This is a genomic window from Nocardia sp. NPDC127606, assembly GCF_042671725.1.
In the GTDB taxonomy this organism is placed as follows: Bacteria; Actinomycetota; Actinomycetes; order Mycobacteriales; family Mycobacteriaceae; genus Nocardia.
The window spans coordinates 1,062,181-1,073,829 of record NZ_JBHXWQ010000002.1; the positions used below are offsets into that span (position 1 = coordinate 1,062,181).

The 11,649-nt window shown below is 64.3% G+C and carries 12 protein-coding genes and 1 rRNA gene; all 13 read left to right on the forward strand.

Translation table 11 applies throughout. From position 1 onward, the window contains the following. Positions 1-23 precede the first annotated feature (23 nt). Entirely contained in the window at positions 24-482 is a 459-nt protein-coding gene (locus tag ACFVJ5_RS15560; RefSeq protein WP_378996170.1) for a hypothetical protein, read from the forward strand. 286 nt (positions 483-768) lie between these two features. Continuing rightward, the gene (gene atpB, locus ACFVJ5_RS15565; protein ID WP_379220587.1) at positions 769-1,623 is read left to right on the forward strand and encodes a F0F1 ATP synthase subunit A; all 855 of its coding nucleotides are present in this window, start codon (positions 769-771) and stop codon (positions 1,621-1,623) included. 72 nt (positions 1,624-1,695) lie between these two features. After that, positions 1,696-1,944: an ATP synthase F0 subunit C gene (locus ACFVJ5_RS15570; RefSeq protein ID WP_056817903.1), complete on the forward strand. Its 249-nt coding sequence runs from the start codon at positions 1,696-1,698 to the stop codon at positions 1,942-1,944. Between the two features lie 5 nt (positions 1,945-1,949). Continuing rightward, positions 1,950-2,507 carry a F0F1 ATP synthase subunit B gene (locus ACFVJ5_RS15575; RefSeq protein ID WP_379220589.1) on the forward strand — a complete coding sequence of 186 codons (558 nt, stop codon included), beginning with the start codon at positions 1,950-1,952 and terminating at the stop codon, positions 2,505-2,507. A gap of 19 nt (positions 2,508-2,526) precedes the next feature. Then, a complete protein-coding gene (locus ACFVJ5_RS15580; RefSeq protein ID WP_379220591.1) occupies positions 2,527-3,339 on the forward strand; it encodes a F0F1 ATP synthase subunit delta in 813 nt (270 codons plus the stop codon). Positions 3,340-3,398: 59 nt separating this feature from the next. Next, positions 3,399-5,039: a F0F1 ATP synthase subunit alpha gene (gene atpA, locus ACFVJ5_RS15585; RefSeq protein WP_379220593.1), complete on the forward strand. Its 1,641-nt coding sequence runs from the start codon at positions 3,399-3,401 to the stop codon at positions 5,037-5,039. A gap of 58 nt (positions 5,040-5,097) precedes the next feature. Continuing rightward, positions 5,098-6,069, forward strand: coding sequence for a F0F1 ATP synthase subunit gamma (locus ACFVJ5_RS15590; RefSeq protein ID WP_379220595.1), 972 nt, complete (start codon positions 5,098-5,100; stop codon positions 6,067-6,069). 25 nt (positions 6,070-6,094) lie between these two features. Continuing rightward, the gene (gene atpD, locus ACFVJ5_RS15595) at positions 6,095-7,543 is read left to right on the forward strand and encodes a F0F1 ATP synthase subunit beta (RefSeq protein ID WP_056817894.1); all 1,449 of its coding nucleotides are present in this window, start codon (positions 6,095-6,097) and stop codon (positions 7,541-7,543) included. Between the two features lie 6 nt (positions 7,544-7,549). After that, the gene (locus ACFVJ5_RS15600) at positions 7,550-7,927 is read left to right on the forward strand and encodes a F0F1 ATP synthase subunit epsilon (RefSeq protein WP_379220597.1); all 378 of its coding nucleotides are present in this window, start codon (positions 7,550-7,552) and stop codon (positions 7,925-7,927) included. Positions 7,928-8,113: 186 nt separating this feature from the next. After that, positions 8,114-8,542 carry a DUF2550 domain-containing protein gene (locus ACFVJ5_RS15605; protein ID WP_211300329.1) on the forward strand — a complete coding sequence of 143 codons (429 nt, stop codon included), beginning with the start codon at positions 8,114-8,116 and terminating at the stop codon, positions 8,540-8,542. Next, entirely contained in the window at positions 8,539-9,117 is a 579-nt protein-coding gene (locus ACFVJ5_RS15610; protein WP_379220599.1) for a cob(I)yrinic acid a,c-diamide adenosyltransferase, read from the forward strand. The genes ACFVJ5_RS15605 and ACFVJ5_RS15610 overlap by 4 nt, the downstream gene beginning before the upstream one ends. 91 nt (positions 9,118-9,208) lie before the next feature. After that, positions 9,209-10,489, forward strand: a complete 1,281-nt coding sequence (gene murA / locus ACFVJ5_RS15615; RefSeq protein ID WP_056819138.1) for a UDP-N-acetylglucosamine 1-carboxyvinyltransferase — start codon at positions 9,209-9,211, stop codon at positions 10,487-10,489. A 444-nt stretch (positions 10,490-10,933) separates the two neighbouring features. Beyond that, positions 10,934-11,649 (forward strand): 16S ribosomal RNA (locus ACFVJ5_RS15620); the annotation flags it as partial.

Below are 11,649 nucleotides of genomic sequence, written 5' to 3' on the forward strand. Positions count from 1 at the left end.
GCCCGCAAGGTAAAGTTCGGGCCGTGAGCTTTACACCCGAAACCGTGCCAGGCCCTGACGCCCCTCTGCGCGCCGCGCTGCGCTACGGCCTGATCGGCCTCGGCGTGCTCGTCGTCGTCTCGGTGGCGATCGCCTCCGCGGTGGCCGGGATGCCCGGTCTGTGGGGCGCGCTGCTCGGTGCCGCGATCGGTGGTGGGTTCATCCTCACCACGGTCGTCGCGGTGCTGCTCGGCGCGAAGCTGCCGCCGACCATGGCAGGTGCGGTGATGCTGGTCAGCTGGGTCGGCAAGTTGCTGGTGGCGCTGCTGGTGATCGTGGTGCTCAAGCAGTTCGACTTCTACAGCGGGCCCGCACTGTTCTTTACGGTGGTAGGAGCCCTGCTGATCGTCCTCGGTGCCGAGACGTACGGCGTTGTGAGCCAGAAGGTTCCGTACGTCACGACACGCGCGGGAGACAGCGAAACGGCTTCCGAGCAGGAATAATCCCACCCAGCTACACACTGTCGTAGATAGCTTGGTAAAGTGTTGGTAAGCAAGCACCCAAGCTAGAGGCTAGGCCCGACAAACTCGGGGCATTGCCTCGAGTTACCAGGGGGGATCATCGAGATCCCACCCGGTGCCGCTATGCTTACTGCCGATCCGGGTGAAATGTATCCGGTTGAAGCATGTCGACGATGTCGCCGACGCCCGATCAGTAGCTGTACGGGTTACACCGTACAAGCGGCTGTCGAATTTCGAGCCGACCAGAGTCGACCCCCATTGATCGTCAATGTCCGATCGAACCGCGGGAATGACCGTCGTACCCGCGGCCCGAACACGGGAGAGAACGCTGAGCGTCATCACTTTGGCGGCGGGCGAGTTTCACGCGCCATCGCTGTCCGACTTCTACCCTCCAGCAGTGCTGTTCGCGGGGACGCCGTTCGAACTCGATCGCCTGATGCTGGTCCGCCTATTGATGACCGCCGTTCTGGTGGCCGTCTTCGTGCTGGCTTTCCGGTCACCGAAGATCGTGCCCCGCGGCCTGCAGAACGTGATGGAAGCCGGTGTGGTTTTCGTCAAGGAGCAGATCGCCGACGAGGTGCTCGGTAAGGAAACCGGCAAGAAGTTCCTCCCGCTGATCGCGACGATCTTCTTCACGGTTCTGTTCCTGAACTTCTCCGGCGTGATTCCCGGGTTGAACATCTCGTCCAATGCGCGCATCGGCATGCCGCTGGTCCTGGCCGCGATCGTCTACATCGCCTACAACTACGTCGGCATCCGGAAGTACGGGTTCTTCTCCTACATCCGCCACAGCATCATCGTGCCCGACGTGCCGATCGCGCTGCACGTGCTGCTGATCCCGATCGAGTTCATCTCGACCTTCATCCTGCGTCCGTTCACGCTCACCGTGCGTTTGTTGGCCAACATGCTGGCCGGCCACATCATGCTGGTGCTGTTCTTCAGCGCGACCTGGTTCTTCCTGTTCGACGCCGCCGCGTGGATGAAGATCTTCTCGCCGTTCTCGCTGCTGGCCGGCATCGGCTTCACGCTCTTCGAGCTGCTGGTGATCTTCCTGCAGGCCTACGTTTTCGCGCTGCTGACGGCCGTGTACATCGGCCAGTCGCAGCACGCTGCCGACCACTGACCTGACTGACCAACGACCGGAAACCTGCTACACACGCCGACCGGCGGGTGAGCAACAGAAAGGGAAAGATTCATGAGCCTCGCTTACCTGGCCCAGGAAGCCGCGACCACCGAGAGCACCTTCAAGGGCTTCGGCGCCATCGGCTACGGTCTGGCCGCGATCGGCCCCGGCATCGGCGTGGGTATCGTCGTCGGTAAGGCCATCGAGGGCATCGCTCGTCAGCCCGAGCTGTCCGGCCAGATCCGCACCACCATGTTCCTCGGTATCGCGTTCACCGAGGCCCTGGCGCTGATCGGCCTCGTCGCCGGCTTCATCTTCTGATTCCGATGCGCGAACTCATCACGCTCGCAGCTGAGGGTGGAGAGGATGTGAATCCTCTCGTTCCCGCAACGTACGACATCGTCTGGTCGATCGTCTGCGTCGTCATCATCGGCGTGCTCTTCTGGAAATACGTGATCCCACGTGTGACCAAGACACTCGAAGAGCGCACGGACAAGATCGAAGGCGGTATCGCCAGGGCCGAAGCAGCCCAGGCCGAAGCCCAGCAGACGCTGCAGCAGTATCAGCAGCAGCTGGCCGACGCCCGGCTCGAGGCCGCGCGCATCCGTGAGGAAGCACGCACCCAGGGTCAGCAGATCCTCGCGCAGATGCGCACGGATGCCCAGGCCGAAAGCGACCGTATCGTCGCCGCCGGTCACTCCCAGCTGGAAGCCCAGCGCCAGCAGATCCTGACGGAGCTGCGTTCCGAGGTCGGCCGTACGGCCGTCGACCTGGCCGAGAAGATCATCGGTCAGTCTGTTTCGGACGAAGCAAAGCAGGCGGCGTCGATCGACAAGTTCCTCAGCGAACTCGACGACACCGACGCCATCGGGGTCGGAAGGTAGCGACGCGAAAGTGAGAAGCATGTACGCAGCGAGCCGCGAGGCCAGTACCCGGTCTCGCGAGGCGCTTCGGGTCGCTCTGACCGGAAGCGAAACTGTTGCGGCCACAACGGGGTCGGAACTGTTCGCCGTTGTCGCCGTGCTGGACGACCAGCGTTCGCTGCGTGTGGCGCTCGCGGACGCCTCGGTGCCGGGTTCGGCGCGCGCTGAACTCAGTGAGCGGGTCTTCGGCGGCAAGGTCAGCGCTGCTACGCAGGCAGTGCTGACCACCGCGGTGGCGCAGGACTGGTCACGCACCCGCGACCTGGTCGACACCCTGGTGCTGCTCGGGCAGGAGGCTCTGCTGGAGTCTGCCGCCGTCGGCGGTCGGCAGGACGCGGTGGAGGACGAGCTGTTCCGGCTCGGACGCATCGTCGCCGACAACCCGAAGCTGGAGCAGGCACTCTCCGATCAGGGAAAGCCCGCCTCGGCGCGGCGCGAACTGGTCGAGCGGCTGCTCAACGGCAAGGTCGAGCCGGTCACCCTGGCGCTGGCCGAGCAGGCGGTGACCCGCCTGCGGACCAACAACATCGGCGTCGCCTTCGACGCCCTGTCCGATCTGGCGGCGGCCCGTCGTGACCAGATCGTCGCCCACGTGAACTCGGCGGTCGAGCTGAACGATCAGCAGAAGGAGAAGCTGTCGGCTTCCCTGCGGCGGATCTACGGCAAGGCGGTCACCGTGCACGTGCAGGTCGACCCGACGCTGCTGAGCGGCGTCGTCGTCCGCGTCGGAGACGACGTGATCGACGGCAGCGCCACCGGCCGACTGGAGAAGCTGCGTCGGGCACTGTCCTGACGGACACCACGCAGACTCCAACCCCCGACATTCGAGACCACAGCGAGAGCAGGAACAACATGGCGGAGCTGACGATCTCCTCCGACGAGATCCGTAGCGCGATCGAGAGCTACACCCAGAGCTACACCCCGGAAACCTCCATCGAAGAAGTCGGCGTCGTGACCGATACCGGCGACGGTATCGCGCACGTCAGTGGCCTGCCTTCGGCGATGGCCAACGAGCTGCTCGAGTTCCCCGGCGGGGTTCTCGGCGTCGCGCTGAACCTCGAGGACACCAACATCGGTGCCGTCATCCTCGGCGAGTACGCCTCGCTGGAAGAGGGCCAGCAGGTCCGTCGCACCGGCGACGTACTCTCCGTTCCCGTGGGTGACAAGTTCCTCGGTCGCGTCGTCAACCCGCTCGGCCAGCCGATCGACGGCCTGGGCGAGATCGAGTCCGACGAGCGCCGCGTGCTGGAGCTGCAGGCCGCGTCCGTGCTGGAACGTCAGCCGGTCGAAGAGCCCCTCGCCACCGGTATCACCGCGATCGACGCGCTGACCGCTATCGGCCGCGGCCAGCGTCAGCTGATCATCGGCGACCGCAAGACGGGCAAGACCGCCGTCGCGATCGACGCGATCCTGAACCAGAAGGCGAACTGGGAGACCGGCGACGTCGACAAGCAGGTTCGCTGCATCTACGTCGCGATCGGCCAGAAGGGCTCCACCATCGCGGGCGTCAAGACCGCGCTCGAGGAGCACGGCGCGATGGAATACACCACCATCGTCGCGGCCCCGGCCTCCGATTCCGCCGGCTTCAAGTGGCTGGCTCCGTACACCGGTTCGGCCATCGGCCAGCACTGGATGTACCAGGGCAAGCACGTCCTCATCGTGTTCGACGACCTGACCAAGCAGGCCGAGGCGTACCGCGCCATCTCGCTGCTGCTGCGTCGTCCGCCGGGCCGCGAGGCGTACCCCGGTGACGTCTTCTACCTGCACTCCCGTCTGCTGGAGCGTTGCGCGAAGCTGTCCGACGAGATGGGCGCGGGCTCGATGACCGGTCTGCCGATCATCGAGACCAAGGCCAACGACGTCTCGGCGTTCATCCCGACCAACGTCATCTCCATCACCGACGGCCAGGTCTTCCTCGAGTCCGACCTGTTCAACAAGGGCGTCCGCCCGGCGATCAACGTCGGTACCTCGGTCTCCCGTGTCGGTGGCGCCGCCCAGACCAAGGCCATGAAGAAGGTCGCCGGTTCGCTGCGTCTGGAAATGGCGCAGTACCGCGAGCTGGAGGCGTTCTCCGCCTTCGCCTCCGACCTCGACGCCGCGTCGCTGGCGCAGCTCGAGCGTGGTGCCCGCTGGGTGGAGCTGCTCAAGCAGGACCAGTACTCCCCGGTCTCGGTCGAGGATCAGGTCGTCTCGATCTTCCTGGTCGACGCCGGTTACTACGAGTCGGTGCCCGTCGAAGACGTGCGTCGCTTCACCGCCGAGCTGCTCGAGTACCTGCACGGTGCGACCCAGAGCTCGTTCGACGCGCTCGAGGGTGGCAAGAAGCCGCTCGCCGGCGAGGCCGCCGACGCGATCAAGGCCGAGACCGACAAGTTCAAGCAGGGCTTCCTCGATTCGAACGGCAATCGCATCGTGAACGAGGCTGCCGCGGGCGAGCTGGACCACGAAGAGGTCGAGTCGCTGTCGGTCACCCGCAAGCACGTCGACAAGTAAGCCGGGTCATGATGTCGGCAATTTCCGATCTGGCGAATGAAGGGAGTGTGAACCGCTAGTGGCAAGTTTGCGCGAATTGCGCTCCCGCATTCGTGGTGTGAATTCGATCAAGAAGATCACCAAGGCTCAGGAACTGATCGCGACCTCGCGAATTTCCAAGGCCCAGGCCAGGGTTGCGGCTGCCAAGCCGTACGCCGAGGAGATCACCAAGGTCCTCGGCGAACTGGCGAGCGCTTCGAAGAACCTGTCGCACCCGCTGCTGACCGAGCGTCCCAACGCTCGTCGGGCTGCTGTCCTGGTGATCACCAGTGACAGCGGTATGTGTGGTGGCTACAACTCGAACGTGCTCAAGCGTGCCGAGGAGCTCATGACCTCGTTGCGTGGCGACGGCAAGGAACCCGTTCTGTACGTGATGGGCAGCAAGGGCATCACGTACTACAAGTTCCGCAACCGTCCGTTCCAGGCGTCGTGGTTCGGCTTCTCTCAGCAGCCCAAGTACACCGACGCGTCGGCCGCGTGCAAGCACCTGGTCGAGGCCTTCATGGCCGGCTCCGACGGCGAGGTCCCCTCGCTGGACGAAACCGGAACCATCGAGGGTGTCGACGAGCTGCACATCGTGTACACCAAGTTCGTGTCGATGCTGACCCAGAACCCGGAGGTGCGCCGCCTGGCGCCGATCCAGGTCAGCTACGTCGACGAGAACTACGAGCTCGGCGACGACATCATGTCGGACTCGCCGAACGTGGTGGCCACGGCACAGTACGAGTTCGAGCCGGACGCCGATGTGCTGCTCGGGGCTCTGCTGCCCAAGTACATCAACACGCGTATCTACGCATCGTTGCTCGAGGCAGCGGCATCCGAGTCCGCGGCTCGGCGCACCGCAATGAAGGCGGCGACCGATAACGCCAACGAGCTGGCCAATGTGCTCCAGCGCGAGGCGAACTCGGTGCGTCAGGCCCAGATCACGCAGGAAATCAGCGAAATCGTCGGCGGCGTCAATGCGCTGGCGTCGAGCTCGGACCGCGACTAAGAAGCGCAGGAAGAGAACCAATCTAATGACCGCAGCTGTCACTCAGGACAACGCGAAGAAGGCGGGCGAAACCGCTGGTCGCGTCGTCCGTGTCATCGGCCCCGTCGTGGACGTCGAGTTCCCGCGTGGCGCCATCCCCGAGCTCTTCAATGCTCTGAACTCCGACATCGAACTCCCGTCGGTGGCCAAGACCCTCACCCTCGAGGTCGCTCAGCACCTCGGCGACAACATCGTGCGCACCATCTCGATGCAGCCGACCGACGGCCTGGTCCGTGGCGCGACTGTCACCGACACCGGCAAGCCGATCTCGGTGCCCGTCGGCGACATCGTCAAGGGCCACGTGTTCAACGCCCTCGGTGACTGCCTCGACACCCCCGGCCTCGGCCGGGACGGCGAGCAGTGGGGGATCCACCGTCAGCCGCCGAGCTTCGACCAGCTCGAGGGCAAGACCGAGATCCTCGAGACCGGCGTCAAGGTCATCGACCTGCTGACCCCGTACGTCAAGGGCGGCAAGATCGGTCTGTTCGGTGGTGCCGGTGTCGGCAAGACCGTGCTGATCCAGGAGATGATCACCCGTATCGCTCGCGAGTTCTCGGGCACCTCGGTGTTCGCGGGCGTCGGTGAGCGTACTCGTGAGGGCACCGACCTCCGTCTGGAAATGGAAGAGATGGGCGTCCTTCCGGACACCGCCCTCGTCTTCGGCCAGATGGACGAGCCGCCGGGCACGCGTATGCGCGTCGCCCTGTCGGCGCTGACCATGGCGGAGTACTTCCGCGATGTCCAGCACCAGGACGTGCTGCTCTTCATCGACAACATCTTCCGTTTCACCCAGGCCGGTTCCGAGGTCTCGACCCTGCTGGGTCGCATGCCTTCGGCCGTGGGTTACCAGCCGACGCTGGCGGACGAGATGGGTCAGCTCCAGGAGCGCATCACCTCGACCAAGGGTCGCTCGATCACCTCGCTGCAGGCGATCTACGTCCCCGCCGACGACTACACCGACCCGGCGCCGGCGACCACCTTCGCCCACCTGGATGCGACGACCGAGCTTTCGCGCCCGATCTCGCAGAAGGGCATCTACCCGGCCGTCGACCCGCTGACCTCGACCTCTCGTATCCTCGAGGCTTCGATCGTCGGCGAGCGCCACTTCCGGGTTGCCAACGAGGTCAAGCGGATCCTGCAGAAGTACAAGGAACTGCAGGACATCATCGCCATCCTCGGCATGGACGAGCTCTCCGAAGAGGACAAGGTCCTCGTCGGTCGCGCCCGTCGCCTGGAGAAGTTCCTCGGTCAGAACTTCATCGTCGCGGAGAAGTTCACCGGCCAGGTCGGCTCGGTCGTTCCGCTGGAACAGACCATCGACGACTTCGACCGTGTCTGCAAGGGCGAGTTCGACCACTACCCGGAGCAGGCGTTCAACTCCTGCGGTGGTCTCGACGACGTCGAGGCAGCCGCGAAGAAGATCCTCGGGAAGTAGTCCACTATGGCGGAGATGACAGTTGATCTCGTAGCTGTCGAACGCAAGCTCTGGTCCGGCCAGGCTTCGTTCGTCAGCGCGCAGACCACCGAAGGTCAGATCGGCATCATGGCAGGCCACGAGCCGCTGCTCGGTCAGCTCGTCGAGGGCGGCACGGTTTCCATCGTGTCGACCGACGGCGAGCGGATCGTCGCCGCGGTGCACGGCGGCTTCTTCTCGGTCACCGCCGACACCGTGCGTGTGCTGGCCGAGTCCGCGGAACTCGCGGGCGAGGTCGACGTCGACGCGGCACGCAAGGTGCTGGCCGACGCGAGCGCCACCGAGGTGGAGCTGCGCGCGGCCAAGGGCCAGGTGCGTGCGGTCGAAGCGACCGTGACCGACTGATCGCAGTAGTACGACTCTCTGCCGGCGAGGAACTTCGGTTCCTCGCCGGCAGAGTTGTTTGCACCGCCTTTTCGTGGGGATAGACGATCCGGCCGGAGCGCCGCGTAGTGGGCGTGATTGAATGTCTGGGCGGGGGTGTCTTTGACACCGGCTAGAGCGAAAGGGCGTACGGCATTGCAAACCGGGATGGTTCTCCTGATCATTCTGGTGCTGACGCTCGTGTTCGTAGCCGGTGCGTCGACCTATCGCCTGGTGATGCTGCGCCGCGGGGGCACGGCCGCACTCCTACGTTCACTGCCCGCGCGCGGCGGCCAAGGCTGGCGGCACGGGCTCATTCGCTACGACGAGGATCGCCTCGTCTTCTTCAAATTGACCAGCCTGAAATTCGGACCTGATTCCACGGTGCATCGGCAGGGCCTCGAGATCGTCGAGCGCCGAGCGCCGCAGGGCGACGAATTCGACATCATGAGCGATGACATCGTGGTGGTAGCCGTCACCGATCCGCACAGCAGTTTCGAGCTCGCGCTCGACCGCGGTTCGATGGCGGCTTTTCTGTCCTGGGTGGAGTCGCGACCGTCCGATCGCGCCCGCCGTACTCGTGGAGGCCCGTCGTGAGTGTGCACCTGACCCGGATCTATACCCGCACGGGTGACGACGGTACGACCGGTCTCAGCGATTTCTCCCGCGTCGCCAAGAACGATCCCCGGCTGATCGCCTACGCCGACTGTGACGAGGCGAACGCGGCCCTCGGTGTCGCTGTCGCGCTCGGTGCGCCCGAGCCGGCTGTGCTGGCGGTGCTGCGCCAGATCCAGAACGATCTGTTCGACGCGGGCGCCGATCTGTCCACCCCGGTTGTCGCCGACCCGAAGTACCCGCCGCTGCGCATCACCCAGCCCTATATCGACCGGCTGGAGAAGTGGTGCGACGAGTTCAACGACGGTCTGGCACCGCTGAATTCGTTCATCCTGCCCGGCGGCACGCCGTTGGCTGCGTTGTTGCACACAGCCCGCACCGTGGTGCGCCGCGCCGAGCGATCGGCGTGGGCGGCCGTGGAAGCGCACCCTGACGACACCGGTGTGCTGCCCGCGAAATACCTGAACCGACTCTCGGACCTGCTGTTCATCCTCAGCCGGGCGACCAATCCCGCCGGCGATGTCCTGTGGCAGCCCGGCGGCGGGCTGCCACGCTGAAAGCGACTCTCCGGCGCGGAGAATCGGTCGGTTTCTTGTTCTTTCGTGGCAGGGGGGCGTGTCGTCGCATGACGGTCGATAAGCTGGCGTGGTGAGCGAACGGTTTCTGGTCTCCGGCGGCAATCGACTCGTCGGCGAGGTCGCGGTCGGCGGCGCGAAGAACAGCGTGCTGAAGCTGATGGCTGCCTCGTTGCTGGCCGAGGGCACGACCACCATCACCAACTGCCCGGACATCCTCGATGTCCCCTTGATGGCGGAGGTGCTGCGCGGCCTCGGTTGCGACGTGACGATCTCCGACGATGTCGGCGGTGACAACTCGGTGGTGACCATCGATACCCCCGCCGAACCCAAGTACCACGCGGATTTCCCCGCGGTGACCCAGTTCCGCGCTTCGGTGTGTGTGCTCGGTCCGCTGATGGCGCGCTGCAAACGTGCCGTGGTGGCGCTACCCGGTGGTGACGCGATCGGTTCGCGCCCCCTCGACATGCACCAGGCGGGGCTACGTCTGCTCGGCGCGACCAGTGCGATCGAGCACGGTTGCGTCGTGGCGTCGGCCGAACAGCTGCAGGGCGCGCGGATCCGCCTCGACTTCCCGTCGGTGGGCGCGACCGAGAACATCCTGATGGCCGCGGTCCTGGCCGAGGGGGAGACGGTCATCGACAACGCGGCGCGTGAGCCCGACATCGTCGACCTGTGCACCATGCTCGTCCAGATGGGTGCGCAGATCGACGGTGCCGGTTCCTCCGTGCTCACCGTGCAGGGCGTCAAGAGCCTCTCGCCCACCACGCACCGGGTGATCGGTGACCGTATCGTCGCCGCCACCTGGGGTATCGCCGCCGCGATGACCACGGGCGACGTCCGTGTCACGGGGGTCAACCCCAAGCACCTCGCCCTGGTGCTGGACAAGCTGCGCTCGGCCGGTGCGCGAATCTCCTACGAGCCCAACGGCTTCCGGGTGGTGCAGGCCGAACGTCCGCGTGCGGTGAACTTCGCGACGCTTCCGTTCCCCGGTTTCCCGACCGACCTGCAGCCGATGGCGATCGGCCTGGCCGCCATCGCCGACGGCACTTCGATGATCACCGAGAACGTCTTCGAGGCGCGGTTCCGTTTCGTGGAGGAGATGATCCGGCTCGGCTCCGATGCCCGCACCGACGGTCACCACGCGGTGGTGCGTGGGATCCCGCGGCTGTCGAGTGCGCCGGTCTGGTCCTCCGACATCCGCGCGGGTGCGGGTCTGGTGCTCGCCGGCCTCGTCGCCGACGGTGTCACCGAAGTGCACGACGTCTATCACATCGATCGCGGCTACCCGAGGTTCGTCGAGCAGATGCAGGCGCTCGGGGGACAGGTCGAACGGGTAGATGCGCCAAAATAGGCCGCTGACCAGCCGATTTGACTTCGCGTTGGTCGGCACGTAACTTTATTCGAGTCAGAGCGACACGGACACCGACTCAGCCACTGGCTGGGACACGAGGTAGGATGTTGAGCGCCTGACTGATCATGTGTTCAGGGTTACATACTTCGGAACTTGCTTCCGGGGTTGGCCATGAGCTAAGTTTGAACTCTTGCCTCACCGAAACCCCTACGAGAAGTTGTGGGTAGAAGTGTGTGCGTGTGTTCTTTGAGAACTCAATAGTGTGTCGATGAATGTCAGTGCCAATATTTATATTGGTTCCAGCCTTCGCGTACCCCCCGGTCGTGGAAGGTTGGACATTGAAAAACAACAGCGAATCTTTTTGCTGGTGTTTGGCTTTGCTAGGTTTTCGGACTCTAGTTTAGATATTTCTGATTTGTGTCTTCGGGCATGAGTTAAGAGTCTTCAACGGAGAGTTTGATCCTGGCTCAGGACGAACGCTGGCGGCGTGCTTAACACATGCAAGTCGAGCGGTAAGGCCCTTCGGGGTACACGAGCGGCGAACGGGTGAGTAACACGTGGGTGATCTGCCCTGTACTTCGGGATAAGCCTGGGAAACTGGGTCTAATACCGGATATGACCCGAGAATGCATGTTCTCGGGTGGAAAGATTTATCGGTACAGGATGGGCCCGCGGCCTATCAGCTTGTTGGTGGGGTAACGGCCTACCAAGGCGACGACGGGTAGCCGACCTGAGAGGGTGACCGGCCACACTGGGACTGAGACACGGCCCAGACTCCTACGGGAGGCAGCAGTGGGGAATATTGCACAATGGGCGAAAGCCTGATGCAGCGACGCCGCGTGGGGGATGACGGCCTTCGGGTTGTAAACCCCTTTCGACAGGGACGAAGCGCAAGTGACGGTACCTGTAGAAGAAGCACCGGCCAACTACGTGCCAGCAGCCGCGGTAATACGTAGGGTGCGAGCGTTGTCCGGAATTACTGGGCGTAAAGAGCTTGTAGGCGGTTCGTCGCGTCTTCTGTGAAAACTTGGGGCTCAACCTTAAGCTTGCAGGGGATACGGGCAGACTAGAGTACTTCAGGGGAGACTGGAATTCCTGGTGTAGCGGTGAAATGCGCAGATATCAGGAGGAACACCGGTGGCGAAGGCGGGTCTCTGGGA

What these genes read in the sequence shown, in the direction of transcription:
- atpB (WP_379220587.1), top strand. Translation starts at nt 769, where the DNA reads ATGTCCGATCGAACCGCGGGAATGACCGTCGTACCCGCGGCCCGAACA.
- ACFVJ5_RS15570 (WP_056817903.1), top strand. Translation starts at nt 1,696, where the DNA reads ATGAGCCTCGCTTACCTGGCCCAGGAAGCCGCGACCACCGAGAGCACC.
- ACFVJ5_RS15575 (WP_379220589.1), top strand. Translation starts at nt 1,950, where the DNA reads ATGCGCGAACTCATCACGCTCGCAGCTGAGGGTGGAGAGGATGTGAAT.
- ACFVJ5_RS15580 (WP_379220591.1), top strand. Translation starts at nt 2,527, where the DNA reads ATGTACGCAGCGAGCCGCGAGGCCAGTACCCGGTCTCGCGAGGCGCTT.
- atpA (WP_379220593.1), top strand. Translation starts at nt 3,399, where the DNA reads ATGGCGGAGCTGACGATCTCCTCCGACGAGATCCGTAGCGCGATCGAG.
- atpD (WP_056817894.1), top strand. Translation starts at nt 6,095, where the DNA reads ATGACCGCAGCTGTCACTCAGGACAACGCGAAGAAGGCGGGCGAAACC.
- ACFVJ5_RS15600 (WP_379220597.1), top strand. Translation starts at nt 7,550, where the DNA reads ATGGCGGAGATGACAGTTGATCTCGTAGCTGTCGAACGCAAGCTCTGG.
- ACFVJ5_RS15605 (WP_211300329.1), top strand. Translation starts at nt 8,114, where the DNA reads ATGGTTCTCCTGATCATTCTGGTGCTGACGCTCGTGTTCGTAGCCGGT.